Here is a 24,188-nt window from a genome sequence, read left to right on the forward strand (position 1 = left end):
GAATTTAAAAGAAGTCGCAATTGAGTTAGCAAAAACCTATCAACAAAACGAAAAAATTAAGGGTATACTACTAGCTGGTTCTGTTTCAAGAGGCTGGCAAGATCAGCATTCAGATATTGAATTACACATACTATGGTCAGAACCACCAAGTGATTTAGAAAGGTTGTCACCGATTGAAAAAGTGAACGGAAAGATCCTTGGTTTTTTTCCATACGAAGATGAAGAATGGTCAGAAACGTACCTAACAATAGAGAATATTAAAATAGAGGTTAGCAACTTTTTAACCGAGACGATAGATAGATATATTGATGACGTAGTGAAGATGTACGAAATAGACTATGACAAACAATGCATTCTAGCATCCATACACTTTGGTTATAGTTTATCCGGAGAACGATTGATTAGCATTTTAAAAAATAAGGTTCAATTTTATCCAGATAAGCTTGCAGAAAATATGATCTTAAGTCATCTAGATTTAGGTAGTAGATGGATTAATCGAAGAGCACTTCTAGACAGAAGTGATTGGCTAATGCTATACGAAGTCATTTGCTCTGTACAGCAAAAATTAATGGCCACACTACTAGGATTAAACAAATTGTATGTTCACCACCCAGCCTTTAAATGGATGCACCATACTATTTACTCCATAGATATTAAACCAAAGAATCTAGATAAACGACTCACTAACATACTAGTAGGCGATGTGAATGAAAGCATCACAGAACTTGAAATGCTTGTAGAAGAAGTGCAATCTCTTGTAAAGCTCTATTTTCCTCATATTGAGATAGATGAATATGTTCAAAGAGCTAATTTTTTACGTCCTGAAAACAGGCAATAAAAACAGGCAATCTTAAATACACTAAGGGGTGTAAACTACATGGAAACCGAACTAATAAAAATATTCAACGATCAAGGAGGACAATTGGGATAACCACTCGTGAAGATGTACATAAAATGGGTCATTGGCATGAAGCGTTTCATTGTTGGTTTATTGGAAAGGAGGGTGGAATTGACTATGTGTATTTACAAATTTGCAGCAATGAAAAAAAGGATTACCCAAATTTATTAGATATAACAGCTGCTGGACATCTACTTTCTCATGAAACCATTTATGATGGAGTCAGAGAAGTGAAAGAAGAATTAGGAATTAATGTTACATATGCGGAACTCGTTCCGATTGGTGTCATCAAGTACTGTGTCACTAAAGAAAATTTTATAGATTTTTGATTAATAAGATTGTAAACAAAAGTATGTTTGTACCACATGAGATATCCTACAACGAGAGAGTTATAGACCCAATAAATAATGTTATCATAATATAATTTTTCAAAAAAATAAAAAGGACTCACTTCCCAGAGTCCTTTCTGTTTTCTAATTTTATTACAAAACTCAATCCCTACCTACAAGCTCATCGATCTTACCATTTCGGACATTTTGCTCCTCAGCAGAAACCAAATCGTACTTCTTTAGCAAATGAAACAACTCATTCAGTTTAGATTGAGGTAGATCCTTGGCAAGAAACGATTCCATTTTCTTAAACAAAGAGGATGGAAGAAAGGGTTCTTGGCCAAGTAGCTTTTTCATGACATCTTCTTTCGGGTGATCTAGCTGACAATTTGACATATTCATCCCCCTATATGTGACATTTCAACTTTGGTTCTAGATACCATTTTCTCTGGTTGATCTCGTTCAACCGAGTATTGATCGTGACGATTTCCCCAAATTCCTGACACTAATTTTTCCATTTGTGCATCACTATAACCGGAACGAAGTGGCTCACGTAGGTCATGTCCTTTTGATGAAAATAAACAAGTAAACAATTTACCTTCCGCCGACAGTCTTGCACGATTGCAAGTAGAGCAAAATGCATCTGTAACAGAAGAAATAATTCCAATTTCTTTATCTGTGCCAACGTATCGATATCTTGTCGCAACCTCACCCTTATAGTTCGGATCGATTGGTTCAATCGGCATAACAGCATGAAGGTCATCAAGTATCTGTTTCTTAGGGTAAACGGAATCTAAGTTCCATTTATTTGAGTTCCCAACATCCATAAATTCAATAAATCTCAACGTATGACCTTGTCGCTTAAAGTACTCAGCCATCGGTAGGATTTCTGAGTCGTTGATGCCTTTTTGAACGACCATATTTATTTTAACGCCTAGTCCTTCAGCAGCGGCAGCTTTAATTCCATCCAAGACAGTTTCCACCTTGATGTTTCGACCGTTCATCTTCCCGAAAATTTCGTCGTTTAAAGAGTCCAAGCTGACGGTTACGCGCTTCAATCCGGCTTGTTTTAGTTTTTTTGCATGCTTTGGTAGGAGGGAGCCATTTGTTGTCATTGCGATATCCTGCAGTCCCTCGATAGAGGATAATTTTTCGATAAGGTTAGGAAGATCACGTCTTAATAATGGTTCTCCACCAGTGATTCGAATCTTCTCGACACCAAAAGAGCCAATAAAAACACGCGCGAGTCTTTCTAATTCTTCGAAGCTCAGAAGCTGAGCTCTTTTTAAAAACTCAAAATCAGGTCCGAAAATTTCAGCTGGCATGCAGTAAGGACAACGAAAATTACAACGATCAGTTACTGATATTCTTAGATCACGAAGGGGACGATTTAGTTGATCCTTAAGAGATGTTTGTGAGTTTTTCATAACAACAGTCCCCTTTACTTATTTACAATCCGTTCAGGATGCGAATACACATTTAATGAATTTCCACGAATAAATCCAACAGCTGTAATATTTAAGTCTTCAGCCATTTTGATGGCTAAGTCAGTAGGTGCGGATTTTGATAGAACAATGCCAACACCAATTTTTGCAGCTTTAAGCAGTACTTCAGATGAAATTCTCCCGCTGAATACAATAATCTTATCACGGACAGGCACTTTATTGATTAAACAGTGACCGTAAATTTTATCTAGTGCATTGTGTCTGCCTATATCAGTGCGGTTGACTAACATCTCGGTTACACTGCATAGTGCAGCATTATGAACACCACCTGTATCTTTAAAAACAGAGCTACTTTGTTGCATTTCATTCATTAAGAAAAAACATTGTTTCGGGGAAAGAGTTAGTTTAGAGGTGGAGGTTTTAGCTGTTTTCGCATCATTTACAAAGTAAAATTGTCTGCTTTTTCCACAGCATGAACTGATCACTCGTTTTGTATAATATTGTTGACTTGTCGTGATTTGAGCTTGAAGGTCTACATAGGCAAAACCTTTGTCTAAATCAATATTCAAATGTAAAACTTCATCACGCGACATAATCACACCTTCAGAAGCTAGGAAACCAATCACAAGCTCGTCGACTTCCGCCGGGGTACAAACAACTGTAGCGAATTCTTCTTTGTTTAAAATAATGGTTAGCGGAAATTCCGTTACAATTTGATCTTCGTCTGCTACTAAAAGGCCATGCTCATATTTTACAATTTCTTTTTTTATCGTAATGGAATCTTTCAGGCTAGCTCACCTCTAGAGAACATAATTTCTTCATTCTGACATCGAAAACAATTTATTATCAATCTAAACATAGAAATTTTTAATCTACAAGTATTTCAGTTTTTATTTTTATAAATTAATTAACAATTATAGTTGTTGTCATCTAGATATAATGGTAATATCTTAAGTAAAGTTCATAGAAATGTCACACTTTTGACAAGGAATAGCGACCCTGTTTCGTTGCAAAAATGGTGAACATTCATGAAAGCGATTACTGTTGGTGTTTTTAACAGCGACCCTGTTTTTAAACTAACCGTCATCACTCCTCTTCGTACACACTTTTTTGTGTATGCTCCTGAGGATGTTGGCGGTTTTTATTTTTAAAAAGGTAGGTAGAAAAAGGGGATGAAGGAATGGGGAAAACGAAAAATCGTTGGCTGATCGCAGCTTCAGCAGTTGGAATTCATCTATCGATTGGTTCTGTGTACGCTTGGAGTGTTTTTACAAAGCCGCTTCAAGGGGAGTTTGGCTGGGATTTAACAGATATTAGCTTAACATTTAGTATTGCTATTTTATTTTTAGGATTATCTGCAGCATTCCTTGGGCATTTCGTTGAAAAGTATGGACCGCGTAAAGCAGGAATACTAGCTGCTATTTTCTTCGGGGTTGGAATCACTGGTTCAGGACTCGCAATAACATTAGAATCTCTACCATTATTGTATTTATTCTATGGAGTTTTAGGTGGAATTGGATTAGGTGTTGGTTACATTACACCTGTTTCAACACTTGTTAAATGGTTTCCAGATCGTCGTGGTTTAGCAACAGGTTTAGCGATTATGGGATTTGGATTTGCAGCATTAATTAGTAGTCCGATTATGCAAGCATTAATTGAAAATGTAGGTTTAGCGAACACATTCTACATTTTAGGAATTTCCTATTTTATTATTATGATTGCATCATCACTTTACTTAGAACCACCTCAAGAAGGCTGGATGCCGGCTGGTTTCAAAGAAAAGGTAAGCAATGGGACGAAAAAAATTGCACAAGATCTTTCACAACTAACAGCGAATGAAGCTGTTAAAACAAGACGTTTTTATTATTTGTGGATCATGCTGTTTATCAATGTTACATGCGGCATCGCAATTATTTCTGCTGCATCTCCGCTTGCACAGGAAAGCGTTGGCTTAACACCTGTAGCTGCAGCAGCATTAGTAGGGGTACTTGGAGCATTTAATGGTCTTGGACGAATCGGCTGGGCATCTGTTTCAGATTTTATTGGAAGACCTAATACATACACAGTCTTTTTCGCCGTACAGTTGATTGCATTTCCATTACTACCATTTGTTTCAGATCCATTGTTGTTTCAAATCCTTTTAGCTGTTATTTACACATGCTATGGTGGAGGATTTGCTGCGATTCCAGCATTTATTGGAGATATGTTCGGAACAAAACAGCTTGGTGCAATTCATGGGTATATTTTAACTGCATGGGCAGCAGCGGGGTTGGCAGGTCCATTGTTTGCATCATGGATTCGTGAAACGACTGGCAGTTACTCGCAAAGTTTAACAGTCTTCACATTATTATTTGCCGTTGCTTTTGCTGTATCCTTACTGATTCGATCTGACATTAAGCGTTTGAGAAATAAGCAAAACCAAGCAGGCGTTGACCTTGCTAGTTGACACGCCTTATGATCCTTGTTTTACTAATTATAGATCGAAGTTTAATGGTAGAGGGTTGAACGAATGAACAAATATGAAGCTGAATTTAGCAATATCGTCCGTTCCTTTCGAAAAAAGCATATGGGAAAAGGTCCTAGTAAAATCACAACAACGTTTTGCAAAAATTGGGTGATCTGTGAAATGGAAGGAAACCTTTCTCCTGTTGAAAAATTCATTGCAAGTGCTGACGATGGAAAGCAAATGCTGCGGGCAGCACGAACAGAAATGGTCAAGGACATGTATCGGAAAAACCGACCAGTTGAAATGGAAGCGTTCTTGAAATGCAATTTCGTCGATCTTTTTGTAGATATTGATATCGACCGGGACTTTGGGATGTCAATCTTTGTTTTTGATGAAGACATCCAAAAGAAATTCTCTAACTAAATACAACTGTGTTGGCACTTGGTAGCGATCCTGCTAAAGACTAACCACCGCGACAGAATTCTTTTTAGAATGATGTTCGGTGGTTTTTTTAGTTCTACTAACCATCAGTGAACTTCTGATGGTTAGTAGAACTTATCAGGTTCTTAGTGACACCATTAGGGAGCATCCGATGGTTAGTTATTGTAAGCATTATACAGATTATACTGATATAAAACCAATTTCTTAAACATAACTTCTTAACAAACCCTTATTACAAGGAGGATATAAACAAATGGGTAAGACAAAACATACAGGCCCTATCAAACTAGATAAACGACCAAAACCCGCGCTTTGGGCTGGTCTAACACCAATGGGATTGGGCAAAATTAAACCACATCATATCCGCGATACAATGAAGGTTGCTTGGGATAATAAAGACAATCTACCATATGCTTACCGTATTTTAACGCAAGGTGTTTGTGATGGCTGTGCATTAGGAGTTTCAGGATTGTATGATCAAACGTTAACAGGTCCACATCTATGTACAACACGGTTAAATGTTCTTCGTTTAAACACAGCTCCTGCCATTGAAGACAAGTGGTTTGAGGATCTTGAAAAACTAAGAGAAATGGATAGTACTGAGCTACGTAAGTTGGGGAGAATTCCGTACCCACTTTCTCGAAAAAAAGGAGAAAACAAGTTTACAAGAATCACATGGGACGAAGCGCTAAATCGAATTGCAGAAAAAATTAAAAACATTGATCCAAAGCAACTAGCCTTTTATTTAACTGCTCGCGGAATCACAAATGAAGTGTACTATACAGCAGCTAAAACAGCCCGTTTCCTAGGAACAAACAACATAGACAACGCGTCAAGAATTTGTCACTCTCCAAGTAAAACCGCTTTAAAGCGTTCACTTGGAATTGGTGCATCAAGCTGTAATTATAAGGACTGGATTGGTACGGATGTCCTTGTTTTTTGGGGATCTGTTGCAGCTAATAACCAACCCGTTTCAACAAAGTACATGTATGCGGCCAAAAAAGCGGGTACGAAAATTATTATGATTAATCCCTACAGAGAGCCAGCGATGGAGAAATATTGGATTCCATCAATTGCTGAAAGTGCGTTATTTGGTACAAAGATAGTTGATGACGTTTATCAAGTGAACATAGGTGGAGACATTGCGTTCATGAATGGTGTGATTAAGCACTGGTTCGAGATGGAAGAAAAATCTCTAGGCTCAGCTATTGACTATGAATTTGTCAATGCGCATACAAATGGATTCCATGAATTAAAAGAACATATGAAAACGCAAGATTGGGAATCTCTGGAGCAATCTTCAGGTTTAACGAAAGAGAGAATGTACGAATTCGCTGAATTATTGGCAAAATCAAAATCAGGAATATTTATTTGGAGCATGGGGTTAACACAGCACCGTTTTGCGACAGATAATATCTCTCAAGTCGCTAACTTAGCAATGCTTCGTGGATTCATTGGCCGTGAACACTGTGGAGTGATGCCGATTCGAGGGCATAGTGGGGTACAAGGTTCAGGTGAAATGGGTGCAGATCCATTTGTTCTTCCAGGCAGTGACTTTGATGAAGAGAACGCAAATCGCATGGAGAAAATTTGGGGCTTTGATGTTCCTAGATGGCAAGGCGATACAGTTGGACAAACCTTTGAAAATATCTTCCTTCCAGACGATCATGAGCGAAAAGTGAAACTTCTCTTCACAAGCGGCGGAAATTTCTTAGAAACAATGCCAGATCCGAAATTCTTCAAAGAAGCGTTGGAAAATGTAGAGCTTCGCGTACATCAAGATATTATCTTGAATACGTCTACATTAGTGGACGCCAAAGAGGACGTCATTGTTTTACCTGCCATGACAAGATATGAGCAACCTGGTGGTGGGACTTCAACTAGCACAGAGCGAATGGTGTACTTTAGTCCAGAAATTGACGGACCTCGTATTGAGGAAGCTCGTTCTGAATGGGAAATTTACGTTGACCTAGCTAGTCGTGTGTTTCCTGAGAAAAAACACTTACTTAACTTTCAATCTGCTCAAGAAATTCGCGACGAAATTGCGATTGCCAACCGAAATTATGATGGAATTCAACATTTAAAGAACAAAGGTGATGTCTTCCAATGGGGGGGAGCATGGTTATTAGAAGGCGGTATTTGCCCGACCCCTGATGGAAAAGGAAACTTACTGTCAATTGAAATTCCAGAACGACGTAAAACAGAAGGTCAGTTCTATGTAACATCCCGTCGTGGAAAGCAGTTTAACTCAATGGTATACAGTGACATTGATCCATTCACAGCCGCAGATCGTTACGCGATCTTCATAAATGCGGAAGATGCCGCGAAGTTGAACATTCGTGAAGGAGAATCAATTGTTTCTTACAATCAATTCGGAACCTATCAAGGTACTGCCAAGTTCGAAGATGTAAGATCAGGGAATATCGCCGTATTCTGGCCAGAAGGAAATGTCTTACTACCTAAAGGTGTTTATGAAAAATACTCACAGATTCCAGAATACAACACTGCAGTTATTGTAGAAAAAGCAGAAACCTTCCACGCACATAAGGACACGAAGTATGTTGAGAAACGTGTTGAAGAGTTAGAGATGAGTATTGAATAATGCTACAACACACCCTAGTCAATTATGATTGGGGTGTTTTTTAATGGATATATTTTCTAGAGAGGAGACATTGATAATTTTCAAGAAACATGGTAAAAATAATTAAGAACAAATGTTCCTTTTTTAGTAGGAGTGATGAAAATTGTTACGGGATCGAGGAAATATTAAATGGACATCAATGATGCTGCCGGAGCATGTAAAGCTTCTTCGTGACTGGTCTGAGGAGGACTTTTATCAAGTAAAACCTGAAATTGATGAGCAACAGTTGGAACAATTTAATGAATTGATTTGTTTTGCAATGGAGGAGAACCTTGAACTTGTGTTTACTTATTACAAAGACCATTCTTTTCATTCTAGTTCAGGGCATGTACACTACATTGATCCCATTCATCAATCCATCCGAATTGTAAGTCAAGAAACCGGAGACCGCCTAGAATTACCACTAGCAGAAATTATCAAGATTAACCAAAAATAAAAGGGAAAAGGGGACGAAATAATTTTTTCTTCATTGAATAACCGCCCCTATTACCTTACAAAAAATACGCTTAGTCTTCTAACACTTTTTCAGCTCTTACGCAGGAATCAAATCCACCTTTATGAGTTCCATCACAAAACGGCATTTTTTGTGAAAGACCACAGCGACAAAGAGAAAAAGCTTGCTTTGTTGGGTAAGCATTTCCGTCCATATCAATCAGTTCAACATCACCCGTTACTCGATATGATCCGTTATCCATTACTTTAATTTGCACTTTTGACATCAATAAAACCTCCTAAAACTTCTATCATCAAAACTATATCACAGTCTAGCCCTGAAAAAATAAATTTATGCAGAAATACTCCATTCATGCGTACTTTCATAGGGTATGATAAAATATCCTTAAAGTGTTAATGAAGGAGACGACAATGAACATTACATTTACTGAAGAAGCAATTGTAAAAATAGAGGGGAAGTTTGAAAATAAAACAACCCACCATTTAAAGTTAAAATATGATACAGATGGCTGTGGATGTGTTGTAAGTGGGGTTCCTGCACTGTGGATTGTAACTGAAAAAGATGAAGATGATGAGTTAATCGAAACGAACTATGTTCCTGTATTAGTTGAAAAATCAAAAATGGTATTCCTCGATGAACAACTAAAAATCTCATTTAATGAATCGGCAAATAGCTTTATGCTTAGCAGTCCAGCACAGATTTTGAATCCACGTATGAGCTTATTAGTAAAGTGAGGTAACGTAAGTGAAGGACAGATTAATTTCAATCAAAAATGTCGCACTAAATAAAACATGGGTTTCGTTTTTAACGAATAATCATCCCTATAGCTTAATGCACTGGTCGATTGGTGGAGTTCATGAAGAAAAGAAGGATGTCTGGCTTCTGCAAGATGAAATGACCTTTGAAGCTCAGGAATTTCCAACAATTGATGACGCGATTGCGTGGATGGAAGAGAACATGAACGAGATTTCTGATGTGCTGGGATAAATCACTCGAGTAATCGAGTGGTTTTTAAATGTTAATTTCCTCTAAAAACTCTGCAATAATCTGTTCATATTGCTCTCGATTCTCTGTATAGGACATCGCATGTGAGCCTTTTTCTGCCAGGTATATCTTCTTTGAACCCTTCTTTTTTTCAAACAGCTGCTCTGACATGGTGGAAAGGATGTAGTCATCATTTTTACTATGAATAAATAAAATGGGATTTTTAATTTGATCGACAACTGCAATAGGGGAAACGTCTTTCATGGAATAGCGGTCACGAAGCTTTAAAAAGGATCTAGCAATCGGTAAAACTAGAAAGCTAGGGATACCGAACTCAACTTTAAGACGATACAACAGCTGTGTTTCGAGATCGGAAAATGGACAGTCGGCAATATAAAAATCCGCTCCATCCTCAACCATTCCACCATAAAGTAACGTTGTAACGGCCCCCATTGATTCCCCATGAATTCCAAGCGTAAGATCTTCTCCAACATGGTGTTTTAACCAATCTACAACAGACTGTAAATCAAATTTTTCATAAAAGCCATAGCTTGTTGTTCTACCACCAGATTCCCCATGTCCCCGATGATCATAAATGAGTACATTCCAGCCTTTTCTTATAAAAAGATTCATGTATTTGACCGAATTCACTCGGTTCACAGTTACACCGTGACAAATAATGATGTAGCGTTTTGTAGGGTGTGGAGCGACTAAATATCCTTTAATGTCATAACCAAATTGTGAAGAAACTGAAACCGCATGTTTTTCGAGAGAGTCAAAGCTCTCTTGATTGTAATGTCCATCTGTTGTTTCTCGATCGATAATTTCTTGATTTGTCCGTTTTTTTATGTACATCATTTTGTTTGTGAAGAAAAAACCGATAAATAGGACATAAGAAAGTAAGATGAAAAATCCAATAACAAATTTCTTCATTAACGTTAACTCCCTTTTTTGTGGATGACTCTAGTTTACATTAGAACAGTGAAGAATCAAAAACATAAGCGGGAGCAATAGTAACAAAAAAAAGACAAGCTCTCGAGCTTGCCTCAGGTAATTACTGTGGAGAGTTTTGTCTTTTTGTAGGGTGAGTTGCTTTTTCCATTTCCTCAGCAGACATGACCTGTTTTGTTGTATCGGCATTTGGTTTTCCCTTTTGCCCTCGTTGCTTTGCCATATGTCAATCTCTCCTTTCTTCATCATAAGTAAGATGTGAAAAGAAGAAAAGATTTATGCATAATTAGGGTGACTCATTAAGTGCCGCTTTTTCCTTTAAGAAAGTAGACTTGTAAAGACGATACATTTTACTTTCAACCGGCTTTGAAAGATGCGGCTCAATACCTTCTACAGCTTTTAATACTTGTTGAAGGTCAATCCCAGTTTCAACACCCATTTGATCGAGCATAAACACAACATCTTCGGTTGCAACATTTCCACTTGCACCTGGTGCAAATGGACATCCGCCAATTCCACCAGCAGACGAGTCGAATCGGTCGACACCAGCTTGAAGTGCAGCATAAATATTTGCTAGAGCCATTCCACGGGTATCGTGGAAATGAGCTGTAATCAACACGTTAGGAAATGAAAGTTTCAGCTTTGAAAATAACGAAAACACTTCACTAGGGTTCGCCATTCCAATTGTATCGGCAACACTTAAATCATCTACGCCAGCTTCAACAAATTTCCGGCACAATGCTAGCACGTCTTCTTCTTTTACTTTTCCTTCATAAGGGCAGTAAAACGAAGTGGATATGCATGCGCGAATATAGAAATCACTCGCTTTGAGTTCTTTTATTAGCGGGAGCAATTTCTGAACACTTTCTTCGGTTGTTGAATTAATATTTTTTTGATTAAAAGTATTGCTAACACCTACGAAGAAAGCTACGTTTTGACAAGAGGATTTCCTTGCAAGTTGCACTCCTTTTTCATTTGGTGTAAGAACGATATTACGATCGTGATCAAGACAATGAGTTAATACTTCTTTCGCATCTGCCAGTTGTGGAACCCATTTAGGTGACACGAAGGAAGTTAGCTCCATTTCGTTAAAGCCCGCTTTTTTTAATTCTCGAATAAATTGAATCTTACTATCGGTTGGAACTTGTTGCTTTTCATTTTGAAGTCCATCTCGTGGACCAACTTCAACAAGTGTGACTGAATTAGGAATTACCATGAAAATACCCCCTTTGAAGTTACCGAGTTATTTTTGTAAAGGTTTACATATTTATAGTTTAGTAGGTAAAGTAACACTATTGCAAATATTTTTTGAATAATGAAATTAAAGGAATTATCTTATTTATATCGAAATCTTGATAAGAAAGAATGAAAAGGGGATGAACATAAAATGAGTAATCAAGAAGTAGTAATAGTAAGTGCAGTTCGTACGGCAATTGGTAGCTTTGGTGGAAGTTTGAGTAATGTGTCTGCACCAGAGCTTGGAGCAATTGTCATTAGAGAAGCGCTTGAAAAAGCAGGAATTGCTGCAAATCAAGTCGACGAGGTCATCATGGGGAATGTTCTTCAAGCAGGTCTTGGACAAAATCCAACACGCCAAGCTGCTATAAAAGCTGGGTTACCAGAAAATTGTCCATCTTTAACAATTAATAAAGTCTGTGGATCGGGATTAAAAGCAGTTCATCTTGCTACACAAGCAATTTTAGCTGGAGATGCAGATATTGTCGTAGCAGGTGGAATGGAAAATATGAGTCAAGCACCTTATTTATTAAAGGGAGCGAGAGACGGCTTCAAAATGGGAGATCAAAAGCTTATTGATAGCATGGTATCCGATGGTTTAATGTGTGCTTTTAATAATTATCATATGGGGGTAACAGCAGAAAACCTCTGTGACAAATACGAGATTACGAGAGAAGAGCAAGATCAATTTGCAGCAAGCAGTCAAGCGAAAGCGATTGCAGCAATTAAAGCTGGAAAATTCAAAGATGAGATTGTCTCAGTAGAAATTCCTCAGCGCAAAGGTGAGCCTGTCATTTTTGACACAGACGAGTTTCCACGCGAAGGAACAACCGCAGAAAAATTAGCTGGACTAAGAGCTGCCTTTAAAAAAGAAGGATCTGTAACAGCAGGTAATGCATCAGGCATTAACGATGGTGCGGCAGCATTTGTTGTCATGAGTAAAGCAAAAGCAGATGAGCTAGGGATAAAAGGACTCGTGAAAATTATTGCAAACGGAAATGCTGGAGTCGATCCGAGCATCATGGGAATTGGTCCAGTTGCCGCAGTGGAAAAAGCACTGAATAAAAGCGGATTACAGCTTACTGATCTAGATTTAGTCGAAGCTAACGAAGCATTTGCTGCACAATCTATTGCTGTTGATCGTGAATTAAATTTTAACAAAGACATTCTAAATGTTAATGGTGGAGCAATTGCACTTGGTCATCCTATTGGTGCAAGTGGAGCTAGAATACTTGTCACGCTTATTCATGAAATGAAGCGCAGAGAAGCAAAACGCGGCTTAGCTACTCTATGTATCGGCGGCGGCCAAGGTGTTGCAACGATCGTAGAATCTGTATAAAAGAGAGGAGAAAAACATGAAACCTATTTACACTTCTTTCATAGATGCTGTCGAAGAAATCATAGACGGATCAACGATTATGGTTGGTGGCTTTGGCTTATGTGGAATTCCAGAGAACCTAGTTCTAGCATTGGTCGAAACCAAGGTAAAAGACTTAACCGTTATTTCAAACAATTGTGGAGTAGACGATTGGGGTTTAGGACTTTTATTGAAAAATAAACAAATTAAAAAAATGATTAGCTCATATGTTGGGGAAAACAAAGAATTTGAACGACAAGTTTTATCTGGAGAAGTTGAAGTTGAATTGATTCCTCAAGGCACACTTGCTGAAAAAATTCGTGCAGGTGGTGCGGGAATTCCAGCTTTTTATACACCGGCTGGAGTAGGAACACCAATTGCAGAAGGAAAAGAAATTCGCAGCTTTGGTGACAAGGAGTATGTACTTGAAGAAGCTCTTGTAGCGGATTTTAGTTTAATCCGGGCAAGTCAGGCTGATAAAATGGGGAACTTAATTTACAACAAAACGGCGCAAAACTTCAATCCAATGATTGCAACCGCTGGAAAAGTAACAATCGCAGAGGTTGAGGAATTAGTCGAAGTTGGAGAACTTCGACCAGACAGTATTCATACACCAAGTATCTATGTTCAAAAACTAATCGTTGGGAAGCAAGTAAAACGGATTGAACGATTAACTGTTCAAAAATCCAGTTAAAGGAGGTTACAAAAGTGAGTCAAGATAAGGCATCAATTAGAGAACGAATTGCAAAGCGTGCTGAACGTGAAATTGAAAGCGGTTTCTATGTGAATCTCGGAATCGGAATGCCGACACTAGTAGCAAACTACATACAATCAGATAAACAAGTTGTCCTTCAATCTGAAAATGGCTTGCTAGGAATCGGCCCTTATCCTAGTGAAGAAAATGTTGATCCAGACTTAATTAATGCAGGAAAAGAAACCGTTACTGCGATTCCTGGAGCAGCTTATTTTAATAGTGCAGAGTCATTTGCAATGATTCGCGGAGGTCATGTTAATGTCGCTATTTTAGGTGGGATGGAAGTTTCAGAGTCAGGTGATCTAGCGAACTGGATGATTCCAGGGAAAATGATTAAAGGAATGGGCGGAGCAATGGACCTCGTTCATGGTGCAAGGCGAATCATCGTCATTATGGATCATGTCAACAGAAGTGGGGAAGCGAAAATCTTGAAGTCCTGTACGCTCCCGTTAACAGGTAAAGGTGTTGTCAACCGAATTATCACCGATCGAGCGGTAATTGATGTCACGCCAGAAGGGTTAAAGCTAGTTGAAGTAGCTAGAGGTTATACAGTTAACGATATTATTGAGTCAACTGAACCAACATTAATTATTGGAGAAGATGTAGTAACGGATTCTTTTTAGTCACTAAATAAATCGATTAGAGAGCAGTGCACTTCTTCCGGAGTTGCACTGCTTTTTAAGAAAATTTATTTTCTCTCTATTAATGTGGTCTATTTACTACTTATTTAACAAGCAGCTTCTATTTTACTAGGTTGTAGAGTTATTTGTAGAGCTCTTTTTTCTTCATTGTTTAAAGGGACCAATGGTAAGCGGACACCTCCAACATTTAACCCTCTCATATTTAATGCTGATTTAACCGGTGATGGGTTTGGTGCAGCAAATAATGCTTTCATAATTGGAAGAAGGTTACGATGTGTAGAAGCAGCACCATGGACATCCCCATTTTTAAAGCTATTGATCATTTCTTGAATCTCATTACCAATGATGTGTGAAGAAACCGAAACAACTCCAGCTCCACCGATGGCTAAAACCGGTAATGTTAACCCATCATCACCGCTGTACAACGTAAAATCACTAGGTGTTTTGCTAATGATTTGTGCCATGGCCTCTAAGTCGCCACTTGCTTCTTTTATTGCCACAATATTGTTAATCTTTGAGAGACTAACAATCGTCTCTACTGACATGTTTACAACACTTCGTCCTGGGATATTATAAAGCATTACCGGTAATGGTGTTGATTGGGCGATAGTTTTAAAGTGTTGAAATAAGCCTTCTTGAGACGGCTTGTTATAGTATGGAGTAACGAGCATAATTCCATCGACTCCAGCTTCCTCTGCTTGCCTTGTTAAGCTGATAGAAGCTTTCGTGTTATTTGAGCCAGTTCCAGCTATGACTGGGACTCTTCCATTAGCAACTTCTACAACAATTTTGAATAAATTTACTTTCTCTTCTGCTGTTAATGTAGGAGACTCTCCAGTTGTACCAGCTACAACTAATCCATCAGAACCATTAGCAATTAAATAATTTACTAAAGTTCTCGTAGCGTTAAAATCAACCTCACCATTATGATCAAACGGGGTAACCATTGCTGTTAAAACTTGGCCAAAATTCATAACTTCACACCCTTTTATAAAATTTTTTTAAAAAAATTCAGAGGTGGTCAGGGCCATTCAGTAGTAAACGCAAAAAAGCAACAACGAGGATTCGCTGCTGCAGTAGAAACAATATTTACAAAAATCGTTCCCGTGCGTAAGATAGCCCTCCATATAGTTTCCTATATGACAGTCCTGTATTTATTCAATAGCAGAACCAGCTTCAAGAACATGAGATTCTTTCCGCTTCGGCAAATTCCCCTTTCCACAATAGTCATAGGAATCTCATTCTCCTCAAATTGTGTACTAATGGTCTTTGCTCCTCTATCCTCACTTCAAAAGGTATTGAAGTAAGAAAATATTTAATTGACTGTAATATAACAGAAGATTCTTTCTATTGCAAGGATGAATTAGAAATATTTTTTTAAATTGCAAGAATAATTGATATGTTTTAGAAGTTAGGCGACTTTTCGGAGCCTTGAAGCACCTACAATGGAGCTGATCCATGCACTGCTAATTAGCAATCCAAAGTCAGTTTCTAATAAACCTAACACTTTTTGGGTAAACACAACTTCTTATGCATCCATTATCTCAACAGATTTAGCTTTATAGAACAAACTGTATGAAAAGTTTCACCGTTTTATAGGCAGTTTTGACAATTGATATCTTTTATAGAAGGTATTAGTATTTATCTTATGAATACCAAGAATAATGATCAATGAGGGGAGGACAATATGACAAATACAATACTAACAAAAGAAAGAAAAGATGTGAAAATCCGTGACGTTTGGGAAGCAAGAAAACGAATCGCTTCAATTGTAAATAGAACACCATTGATCCAATCTACTATTCTATCAGAAAAAATTGGTCGTCCTGTTTATTTAAAGCTTGAAAATGTACATGAGGTTGGAGCATTTAAAGTAAGGGGAGCAGCCAATAAGATACTTAGCTTGAGTGAAGAAGAAAAAAAACGTGGGGTTGCTACGTTTTCAACTGGAAACCATGGTATGGCTGTGGCATATGTAGCAAACAAACTAGGGATTGATGCTGTTGTATGCATATCAAATCGAGTGCCAAAAGCAAAAGTAGATTCATTAAAAAGGCTGGGAGCTCAAATTGAGATAGTTGGTGATAGCCAAGATGCCGCAGGAGAGCGTTGCTATGAGCTGGAAAGAGAGAAGGGATTAACGGTGATTCAGCCATTTGATGATCCTCATGTCATTGCCGGACAAGGAACAATTGGCTTGGAATTGTTGGAGGCTCTTCCTAATCTAACAGATGTGATTGTTCCGCTTTCAGGTGGTGGGCTTCTCTCCGGAATTGGCTTGGCATTAAAATCAAATAATCGTGATATAAGAGTAACTGGTGTTTCAATGGAACAATCCGCGGTCATGTATGAAAGTTTAAAAGTTGGTAAACCAGTCAAGATGGAGGAAAGTGAGACACTTGCTGATAGTTTATTAGGTGGAATCGGACTTGATAATCAATACACTTTTCAAATGGTCCAGCAATATATGGATGATGTGGTGCTCATCCCTGAAGATGAGATTGCTTATAGTATGGCTTTTATGATGGATAAACACAGAATTATTATGGAGGGCGCTGCAGCAACAGGAATTGCGGCAGTTTTAGGAAACAAAATTCCTCAGCAAGATGGTGACATTGCCGTTATTATTAGCGGACACAACGTAGATCTTTCGATACTGCTTAAGTTAATTCAAAATTATACTTTTGAAAACAAAGGGTGAGATTATGTCAAATGGCAACGTTATTGATCATGCAAGAATTGAAAGCGATTTCTTAGGATCGAAGGAAGTGCCAAAGGAAGCATACTATGGTATCCAAACGTTACGTGCCACCCAAAACTTCCCAATTACGGGTTATCGGATTCATGAAGACCTCATTAAAGCTTTAGCAATCGTGAAAAAGGCGGCAGCATTAGCAAATATGGATGTGAACCGTTTATATGTAGGATTAGGTGATCCAATTGTAAAAGCAGCAGACGAAATAATTTGCGGGAAATGGCACGAGTATTTTATCGTCGACCCCATCCAAGGCGGTGCTGGAACATCAATGAATATGAATGTGAATGAGGTTGTTGCCAATCGCGCCCTAGTATTACTTGGCAAAGAGAAAGGGGACTATATGCAATTAAGTCCTAACAGCCATGTGAATATGTCACAATCAACGAACGATGTCTTTCCAACTGCGATCCATATTGCAACCCTTAACCTCCTAGAAAAATTGTTACAGACGATGCAAGAGATGCATGCTGTCTTTAAGAAAAAAGCACAACAATTCGATCATGTGATAAAAATGGGGAGAACACATCTTCAAGACGCAGTCCCTATCCGTCTTGGTCAAGAATTTGAAGCATATAGCCGTGTGGTAGAACGTGATATTATGCGAATTCAACAATCACGTCAGCATTTATATGAAGTAAATATGGGTGCAACAGCTGTTGGGACAGGATTAAATGCCGATCCGAGCTATATCAAACAGGTAATCAAATACTTGGCTGATATTAGCGGTCTACCGCTTACTAGAGCTGAACACCTAGTGGATGCGACACAAAATACTGATGCCTACACAGAAGTTTCAGCTGTACTTAAAGTATGCATGATAAACATGTCCAAAATAGCAAATGATATTCGCTTAATGGCGTCTGGACCAAGAGCAGGACTTGGTGAGATCGTATTACCTGCCAGGCAGCCTGGTTCGTCGATTATGCCAGGCAAAGTAAACCCGGTTATTCCCGAGATGATTAACCAGGTCGCATTTCAAGTAATCGGCAATGATCATACAATCTGCTTGGCCTCTGAAGCAGGCCAGCTTGAATTAAATGTGATGGAGCCTGTGCTTGTATTTAACCTACTTCAATCTATTAGCATAATGAACAATGCATTCAGTGTTTTTACAAACTACTGCCTAGTGGGTATTGAAGCGAATGAAGACCGTATGAAGGGATATGTAGAGAAAAGTGTGGGAATTATTACGGCGGTTAATCCTCATATTGGATATGAAGTGGCAGCTCGGATTGCAAGAGAAGCGATCATAAATGGCAAATCTGTTCGTGAACTTTGCCTGCTATACGACGTGTTAACAGAGGAAGAACTTGATCTTATTTTAAACCCTTATGAAATGACAGAACCAGGCATTTCTGGGGCTGCTCTTTTTGATAGAGAATAATACACTTTAACTTTAATTCATCCCTCATTTATTACTGTTCACAACTGTTATATTAGTAAAACATTCCCTCTGTAAAAAATGGAGTTTATAGTAGACGGTATCAATATAATATGGTTTCCTATAAATAGTAGTTTTTAATCGTTTTTAATCTTTAGGTGGTCAAAGGGGGACAGCATGAGATTAACAATAGAGGATATTTTAAATTACGAGATTATGAAAAACTCTAGAATTATTACGGGGAAAGATTTCGCAAACGAACGATATATTCAATGGATTTCCGTGATTGAGATGCCAGTGGAAAATTTTGTACGTAAAAATGAGGTTGTACTAACGACTGCAATTGGATGCAACAACGATGTTGAAGGATTAAAAACGTTTGTACAAGATGTTATAGAATCTGAAGCATCAGCACTTTTGATCGCTATGGGAAGGTATATATTCGATATTCCAAGAGAAGTCATTGAATTAGCAGAGAAGCATAATTTCATGATTATAGAACTCCCCTGGGAACTCCGTTTTTCCAGTATTATTGAAGAGGTTATGAAAGAGATTAACGATGTTCAGTACAAAGAACGGGAAAAATCAGAGAAAGTACAGCAAGAGCTGTTAAAGTTAATTCTTAAAGAAACAGACCTTAACCATATTTCAAAGTTCATCCAAAGACATATTAGCTGTCCGATCATTATTACCGACCGATCAGGATCAATTCAAGAAAAAAGTAGCCATACTCAAGTCTTTATTAAAGAGTGGAAGAATTATGTTCTACAGGGAATCCTTCCTTCAAGAAAAGAAACAACCATAGTAACTCGTGATCCTATGTTTCAGAAGTTTCAAATGGTTGAGATAGAAGATCAGACGATATTACAGCTTCCAGTGCTGCAGGTTTTAGGGGACGCTCAAGGCTATATATTTGTGATGTTACCTCGTAAGACATCTGTAAACACCTATTTAACCCAGTATCGAGTGAACGTGTTAGAGCATTCAGCAACAACAATCGCTCTTTGGCTTTCAAGAAAAAATGCCATTGAGGAGACGAAAATGCGCCTTCGGAGTGATTTTGTACATGAGCTTGCCAAAGGAGAATTTGTTTCATGTGATCAGGCAAATTCAAGAGCAAAATTACTCGGATACAATCTAAAGCTGCCGTACGTTTGCATTGTAGGGTACGCTGAAAACCTAGAAGTGCTTTTTCGGAAGCGAAAACAAGATGAGGATTCATTTGAGCATTGGCTAGAAAGCATGATTCGTTATATTGAAGAAGAAATTTTTTACGCAGCCCAATCTCTTAAACGAGAAGTAATGATGACTTACCAAGGAGAACAGCTACTTATTTTTCTTGAAATTCCTTGCAAAATCGAAAATGAAAACGCTACAAATTTCTTAGACCTAGTAGAACGACGTTTAGGAAATTTGCTTCCAGAGGTTGTCATATCGTGGGGAATTGGAAACTACCGTGAAGATTTTAAGGGATTTGCAGAAAGTTATCGACATGCAAACGTCGCGTTGAATATTGGAAGACGTAAAAAAGGAAGAGGGCATCGGATGATGTATGAGAATACACGAGTTGACCGTGTGCTCTTAAATCTTGCTCAGAATAACGAAATGAAAGAAGTCATTATGTCAACGATTGAACCACTCGTTCAATATGATGTTCAGCGTGATATGGATTTAATCGGTACATTTAGTGCATATAACCAATATCACGGAAATGTAAGTCAAACAGCAAGATCTTTGAATTTACATAGACAGTCGTTGTTGTATCGACTTAGAAAAATTGAATCATTGACAGGTCTTTCTCTTATTGATCATGATGATTTGTTTTTATTGGATTTAAGTATAAAGACGTGGAAAATGGGTGTATCTGAAAAAATACACAACTAAGATAAATCCGGAGGTAGAAAATTATGGTGAATATAGGGACAGATGTTGTAAAACGAGGTATGGCTGAAATGCAAAAAGGTGGCGTTATCATGGACGTTATCAATGCTGAACAGGCAAAAATCGCTGAAGAAGCAGGTGCAGTAGCTGTTATGGCTCTAGAACGTGTACCTGCTGATATTCGCGTTGCAGGCGGGGTAGCACGAATGGCAGATCCAACGATTGTTGAAGATGTGATGAAAGCTGTATCCATTCCAGTTATGGCAAAGGCACGTATTGGACATATTGTCGAAGCTCGTGTATTGGAAGCACTTGGTGTCGATTATATTGATGAAAGTGAAGTATTAACACCAGCTGATGAAGAATATCATCTTGATAAACGAAAATACGTTGTGCCGTTTGTATGTGGTGCCCGTAATCTTGGTGAAGCGCTACGCCGTATCGGTGAAGGGGCATCTATGCTTCGAACAAAAGGAGAGCCGGGAACAGGAAATGTTGTCGAAGCAGTCCGTCATATGCGTCTTATCCAAGCACAGATTCGCCAAGTGGCTAACATGAACCACGATGAATTAATGACAAAAGCAAAAGATTTACAGGCACCATTTGAACTTTTACTTCAAATAAGAGAAACAGGCCGACTACCTGTTGTTAACTTTGCTGCAGGCGGAATAGCAACTCCAGCGGATGCAGCATTGATGATGGAGCTCGGATCTGACGGTGTCTTTGTTGGATCTGGAATCTTTAAATCAGAAGATCCGGGAAAATTTGCAAAAGCAATTGTAGAAGCAACGACCCATTACCAAGATTATGAACTTATTGCCCATATTTCAAAAGGACTTGGCAATCCGATGAAGGGTATTGAAATATCTACTTTAGATCATTCACAGCGTATGCAGGATCGCGGCTGGTAATCTATTAATTAAAAAATAAGACCGTCATGAAAATCTAGTTACGAAAGATTTTCATGACGGTCTATTTTGTTTTTTTGGGTACGAACAACCTCGGTTTATGTCGAAAAATCGATAATTTGGAAATTTCGCAGATAAATTAATTATTTTCGTAGATAAAAGTTAAAATCGAAGATAAATCTTCATTTTTCAAAGGTAAATTGCAATAACATCTTTTAAGAGGTCTTTTTGTTTTCATAGGAAGGTAAAAATGTATCAATTTTTAGGTAGGATTTTGTTCATTATAAACAAATTCACACTTTTTTGATAATTTGACTACAAACTTATTAGAATCTTCATACATTTTTGCAGATGATAGTTTTTTGCCTCTGCCACTATAATGAACACATAAAGTTATTATTTAAAAAATTAAAAAATTACAAGATAGTCTAACAAGGAGGGAATGTTCCCATGTCATTTGGAACAGCAGAGTATAAGGAGAGAATTCGAAAAACAAAAGAGAGAATGGCAGCACAAGGGATTGAAGTATTACTAATCACAGATCCAGCCAATATGAACTATTTATCAGGTTATGATGGTTGGTCCTTCTATGTACATCAAATGTTAGTGATTATTAATGACGAAGATCAACCGATTTGGATCGGAAGGGGCCAGGATGCAAACGGAGCAAAAGTAACGACATGGCTTTACCATGAAAACATCATTCCTTACCCAGAAGATTATGTACAATCTGATATAAAACACCCAATGGACTTTGTAGCCGATATTTTAAAACAAATTGGCCAAGATAACCGTTCCGTAGGTGCTGAGATGGAAAACTATTATTTCACTGCAAAATGTTATCAACAGCTGCAAAAAGGATTACCAAATGCCAAGTTTAAAGATGCAACTCTTTTAGTAAACTGGGTTCGCATTGTAAAGTCCAATACTGAAATTGAGTATATGAAGCGCGCTGCGTTATTCGTTGAAAAAGCCATGATGGATGGGATTGGATTGATCAATGAAGGTGTTCGTGAATGTGATGTTGCTGCGAAAATTTTACATACACAAGTCACTGGAACAGCAGAGTTCGGCGGCGATTATCCAGCGATTATGCCACTGCTCCCATCAGGAGAGAAAACATCAACCCCACATTTAACGTGGACAGATGAACGCTATAAACAAGGAGATACAGTGATCTTAGAATTAGCTGGTTGTTACAAACGCTACCACTCACCACTTGCAAGAACAGTTAATATAGGAAAACCTTCCGATAAAATAAAAGCGCTTTCAGATGTTGTTGTAGAAGGTTTGAATTCTTGTCTTGACATGATTAAGCCAGGAATCGCGTGTGAAGAAATTGAAGAAACATGGAGAAAATCAATTGAGAAAAGCGGCATTATAAAAGAATCAAGACTTGGTTATGCTATGGGACTTAACTATCCACCTGATTGGGGTGAGCATACAGCAAGTATCCGTAAAGGAGACAAAACGATTCTTCAGCCGAATATGACATTCCATCTCATTCCAGGCATTTGGTTAGATAAGTACGGATTTGAAGCGAGTGAATCGTTCCGAGTAACTGAAAACGGGTGTGAAACGTTTGCGTCACTTCCAAGACAGTTGTTCATCAAAGATGGAGTCCTTACAAAAAACTAGACATCGTTAAAGGAGTTGAAGCGAAACCGTGCTTATTTTTACTGAGCAGGAGCTTAAACAATATGTGCAATTAAATCTCGAAGCAATCACCATAATTGAAGAAGGATTTTCGAAGTTAGCAAACAATGAAGTGGAAATGCCACCGATTATGCGTGTGGACGTTCACGATCAAAATGGCGAAGTAGACGTGAAAACAGCGTATGTCAAAGGAAAAGACATGTTTGCGATAAAAGTTTCTTCTGGATTTTTTAATAACTATAAGCTAGGTCTTCCAAGCGGCAACGGGCTAATGATGTTGATCAGTACACAAACTGGTATTCCGCAGGCGCTTCTTTTAGATAATGGTTATTTAACTGAGGTTAGAACTGCTGCAGCAGGAGCGATTGCTGCTAACTACCTTTCACGGGAAAACATTTCAACAGTTGGCGTGATTGGAGCCGGAAGTCAAGCAAGATTCCAGGTAAGAGCCTTAAAACTAGTACGTGATTTTAAGAAGATACTAGTATATGCTCGTTCAACTGATCGTTCAAAAAAGTACGCAGAAGATATGGCAGCTGAAATAGGCATTGAAGTCCATGTGGTGGACAGTGCTGAACAAGTTGTTCGTAACAGTGATTTGGTCATAACCACAACGCCAGCAAACGAGCCGATTATCAAAGCAGAATGGTTACATCCGGGCCTTCATATTACAGCAATGGGATCTGATGCTGAACATAAGCAAGAGCTAGAGGCTGAAGTGCTGGCACGAGCAGATAAGCTTGTGTGTGACACGAAAGCACAATGTGCCCGGCTTGGAGAATTGCATCATGCACTAGAAAGTGGTGTAGTCACAAACGAATCGTTGATTATTGAACTCGGTCAATTAACATCAAAAGAGTTGAACGGCCGTGAGAATGAAGAACAAATTACGGTTTGTGATTTAACTGGAACAGGGGTGCAAGATACTTCGATAGCACTTTTTGCTTACAACGAAATGGTCAAACGTGATTTAGGATTAAACGTTAATAATAAAACATTATCATTAAAAAACTATTGAGGAGTGGTC

The 24,188-nt window shown here is 38.2% G+C and carries 25 protein-coding genes and 1 riboswitch; of the genes, 18 read left to right on the forward strand and 7 right to left on the reverse strand.

The window, feature by feature from the left end; translation table 11 throughout:
• Positions 1 to 19 precede the first annotated feature (19 nt).
• Positions 20 to 838, forward strand: coding sequence for a DUF4037 domain-containing protein (locus ACFFIX_RS08415; protein ID WP_378933078.1), 819 nt, complete (start codon positions 20 to 22; stop codon positions 836 to 838).
• 116 nt (positions 839 to 954) lie between these two features.
• Positions 955 to 1,227 carry an NUDIX hydrolase gene (locus ACFFIX_RS08420; protein ID WP_378932473.1) on the forward strand — a complete coding sequence of 91 codons (273 nt, stop codon included), beginning with the start codon at positions 955 to 957 and terminating at the stop codon, positions 1,225 to 1,227.
• A 162-nt stretch (positions 1,228 to 1,389) separates the two neighbouring features.
• Here ACFFIX_RS08420 and ACFFIX_RS08425 read toward each other — a convergent pair whose 3' ends face one another.
• From ACFFIX_RS08425 to fdhD, 3 genes are read right to left on the reverse strand one after another with little or no spacing between them, the layout of a single operon-like run.
• Positions 1,390 to 1,623 carry a hypothetical protein gene (locus ACFFIX_RS08425; RefSeq protein WP_378932475.1) on the reverse strand — a complete coding sequence of 78 codons (234 nt, stop codon included), beginning with the start codon at positions 1,621 to 1,623 and terminating at the stop codon, positions 1,390 to 1,392.
• A 2-nt stretch (positions 1,624 to 1,625) separates the two neighbouring features.
• Positions 1,626 to 2,654 carry a GTP 3',8-cyclase MoaA gene (moaA, locus tag ACFFIX_RS08430; RefSeq protein ID WP_378932477.1) on the reverse strand — a complete coding sequence of 343 codons (1,029 nt, stop codon included), beginning with the start codon at positions 2,652 to 2,654 and terminating at the stop codon, positions 1,626 to 1,628.
• A gap of 14 nt (positions 2,655 to 2,668) precedes the next feature.
• A complete protein-coding gene (gene fdhD, locus ACFFIX_RS08435) occupies positions 2,669 to 3,460 on the reverse strand; it encodes a formate dehydrogenase accessory sulfurtransferase FdhD (RefSeq protein ID WP_378933080.1) in 792 nt (263 codons plus the stop codon).
• Positions 3,461 to 3,700: 240 nt separating this feature from the next.
• Here fdhD and ACFFIX_RS08440 point away from each other — a divergent pair, with 240 nt between their 5' ends.
• The 5 genes from ACFFIX_RS08440 (at position 3,701) to ACFFIX_RS08460 (ending at position 8,636) form a co-directional block, all read left to right on the forward strand.
• On the forward strand, positions 3,701 to 3,823 hold the full coding sequence (locus tag ACFFIX_RS08440) for a hypothetical protein (RefSeq protein WP_378932479.1): 123 nt from the start codon (positions 3,701 to 3,703) through the stop codon (positions 3,821 to 3,823).
• A 29-nt stretch (positions 3,824 to 3,852) separates the two neighbouring features.
• Complete coding sequence (locus ACFFIX_RS08445; RefSeq protein ID WP_378932480.1) at positions 3,853 to 5,118, forward strand: L-lactate MFS transporter; 1,266 nt, start codon at positions 3,853 to 3,855, stop codon at positions 5,116 to 5,118.
• Between the two features lie 63 nt (positions 5,119 to 5,181).
• Positions 5,182 to 5,541 carry a Na-translocating system protein MpsC family protein gene (locus ACFFIX_RS08450; RefSeq protein WP_378932482.1) on the forward strand — a complete coding sequence of 120 codons (360 nt, stop codon included), beginning with the start codon at positions 5,182 to 5,184 and terminating at the stop codon, positions 5,539 to 5,541.
• A gap of 271 nt (positions 5,542 to 5,812) precedes the next feature.
• A complete protein-coding gene (locus ACFFIX_RS08455; RefSeq protein ID WP_378932484.1) occupies positions 5,813 to 8,161 on the forward strand; it encodes an FdhF/YdeP family oxidoreductase in 2,349 nt (782 codons plus the stop codon).
• Between the two features lie 142 nt (positions 8,162 to 8,303).
• Entirely contained in the window at positions 8,304 to 8,636 is a 333-nt protein-coding gene (locus ACFFIX_RS08460) for a YolD-like family protein (RefSeq protein WP_378932486.1), read from the forward strand.
• Positions 8,637 to 8,706: 70 nt separating this feature from the next.
• Here the strand turns inward: ACFFIX_RS08460 and ACFFIX_RS08465 are convergent, their stop codons facing one another.
• Positions 8,707 to 8,919, reverse strand: coding sequence for a CDGSH iron-sulfur domain-containing protein (locus ACFFIX_RS08465; protein ID WP_378932489.1), 213 nt, complete (start codon positions 8,917 to 8,919; stop codon positions 8,707 to 8,709).
• 145 nt (positions 8,920 to 9,064) lie between these two features.
• Between ACFFIX_RS08465 and ACFFIX_RS08470 the strand changes: the two genes are divergently transcribed.
• Together ACFFIX_RS08470 and ACFFIX_RS08475 are read left to right on the forward strand one after the other, a co-directional pair.
• Positions 9,065 to 9,388: an iron-sulfur cluster biosynthesis family protein gene (locus tag ACFFIX_RS08470; protein WP_378932492.1), complete on the forward strand. Its 324-nt coding sequence runs from the start codon at positions 9,065 to 9,067 to the stop codon at positions 9,386 to 9,388.
• A gap of 10 nt (positions 9,389 to 9,398) precedes the next feature.
• Positions 9,399 to 9,641 carry a DUF2552 family protein gene (locus tag ACFFIX_RS08475; RefSeq protein ID WP_378932496.1) on the forward strand — a complete coding sequence of 81 codons (243 nt, stop codon included), beginning with the start codon at positions 9,399 to 9,401 and terminating at the stop codon, positions 9,639 to 9,641.
• Positions 9,642 to 9,665: 24 nt separating this feature from the next.
• On the opposite strand, the gene ACFFIX_RS08480 is transcribed toward ACFFIX_RS08475, so the two are convergent.
• Both ACFFIX_RS08480 and ACFFIX_RS08485 read right to left on the reverse strand, forming a co-directional pair.
• A complete protein-coding gene (locus ACFFIX_RS08480) occupies positions 9,666 to 10,571 on the reverse strand; it encodes an alpha/beta hydrolase (RefSeq protein ID WP_378932498.1) in 906 nt (301 codons plus the stop codon).
• A 304-nt stretch (positions 10,572 to 10,875) separates the two neighbouring features.
• Positions 10,876 to 11,805: a hydroxymethylglutaryl-CoA lyase gene (locus ACFFIX_RS08485; RefSeq protein ID WP_378932501.1), complete on the reverse strand. Its 930-nt coding sequence runs from the start codon at positions 11,803 to 11,805 to the stop codon at positions 10,876 to 10,878.
• 171 nt (positions 11,806 to 11,976) lie between these two features.
• On the opposite strand from ACFFIX_RS08485, the gene ACFFIX_RS08490 reads away from it, so the two are divergent.
• Genes ACFFIX_RS08490 through ACFFIX_RS08500 form a run of 3 tightly spaced genes read left to right on the forward strand, consistent with a single transcriptional unit; the run spans position 11,977 to position 14,559 of the window.
• A complete protein-coding gene (locus tag ACFFIX_RS08490) occupies positions 11,977 to 13,164 on the forward strand; it encodes an acetyl-CoA C-acetyltransferase (RefSeq protein ID WP_378932504.1) in 1,188 nt (395 codons plus the stop codon).
• Positions 13,165 to 13,180: 16 nt separating this feature from the next.
• On the forward strand, positions 13,181 to 13,876 hold the full coding sequence (locus ACFFIX_RS08495) for a CoA transferase subunit A (protein WP_378932507.1): 696 nt from the start codon (positions 13,181 to 13,183) through the stop codon (positions 13,874 to 13,876).
• A 14-nt stretch (positions 13,877 to 13,890) separates the two neighbouring features.
• Positions 13,891 to 14,559: a CoA transferase subunit B gene (locus ACFFIX_RS08500; RefSeq protein ID WP_378932510.1), complete on the forward strand. Its 669-nt coding sequence runs from the start codon at positions 13,891 to 13,893 to the stop codon at positions 14,557 to 14,559.
• Between the two features lie 104 nt (positions 14,560 to 14,663).
• Here the strand turns inward: ACFFIX_RS08500 and dapA are convergent, their stop codons facing one another.
• The gene (dapA, locus tag ACFFIX_RS08505; RefSeq protein ID WP_378932511.1) at positions 14,664 to 15,551 is read right to left on the reverse strand and encodes a 4-hydroxy-tetrahydrodipicolinate synthase; all 888 of its coding nucleotides are present in this window, start codon (positions 15,549 to 15,551) and stop codon (positions 14,664 to 14,666) included.
• 134 nt (positions 15,552 to 15,685) lie between these two features.
• Positions 15,686 to 15,865: riboswitch (Lysine riboswitch) on the reverse strand.
• Between the two features lie 399 nt (positions 15,866 to 16,264).
• On the opposite strand from dapA, the gene eutB reads away from it, so the two are divergent.
• The 6 genes from eutB to ACFFIX_RS08535 all read left to right on the forward strand — a co-directional run bounded on the left by eutB (position 16,265) and on the right by ACFFIX_RS08535 (position 24,179).
• Positions 16,265 to 17,278, forward strand: coding sequence for a hydroxyectoine utilization dehydratase EutB (eutB, locus tag ACFFIX_RS08510; RefSeq protein ID WP_378932513.1), 1,014 nt, complete (start codon positions 16,265 to 16,267; stop codon positions 17,276 to 17,278).
• 4 nt (positions 17,279 to 17,282) lie between these two features.
• Positions 17,283 to 18,719 (forward strand): aspartate ammonia-lyase, encoded by a 1,437-nt coding sequence (gene aspA / locus ACFFIX_RS08515; protein WP_378932516.1) that lies wholly within the window; start codon positions 17,283 to 17,285, stop codon positions 18,717 to 18,719.
• 174 nt (positions 18,720 to 18,893) lie between these two features.
• Positions 18,894 to 20,600 carry a PucR family transcriptional regulator gene (locus tag ACFFIX_RS08520; RefSeq protein WP_378932519.1) on the forward strand — a complete coding sequence of 569 codons (1,707 nt, stop codon included), beginning with the start codon at positions 18,894 to 18,896 and terminating at the stop codon, positions 20,598 to 20,600.
• A 23-nt stretch (positions 20,601 to 20,623) separates the two neighbouring features.
• Positions 20,624 to 21,508: a pyridoxal 5'-phosphate synthase lyase subunit PdxS gene (pdxS, locus tag ACFFIX_RS08525; protein WP_378932522.1), complete on the forward strand. Its 885-nt coding sequence runs from the start codon at positions 20,624 to 20,626 to the stop codon at positions 21,506 to 21,508.
• A gap of 447 nt (positions 21,509 to 21,955) precedes the next feature.
• A complete protein-coding gene (locus tag ACFFIX_RS08530) occupies positions 21,956 to 23,143 on the forward strand; it encodes a M24 family metallopeptidase (RefSeq protein WP_378932525.1) in 1,188 nt (395 codons plus the stop codon).
• A gap of 28 nt (positions 23,144 to 23,171) precedes the next feature.
• Positions 23,172 to 24,179 carry a cyclodeaminase gene (locus ACFFIX_RS08535; RefSeq protein ID WP_378932527.1) on the forward strand — a complete coding sequence of 336 codons (1,008 nt, stop codon included), beginning with the start codon at positions 23,172 to 23,174 and terminating at the stop codon, positions 24,177 to 24,179.
• Positions 24,180 to 24,188 lie beyond the last annotated feature (9 nt).

This window comes from Metabacillus herbersteinensis, assembly GCF_042433335.1.
Classification (GTDB): Bacteria; Bacillota; Bacilli; order Bacillales; family Bacillaceae; genus Metabacillus; species Metabacillus herbersteinensis.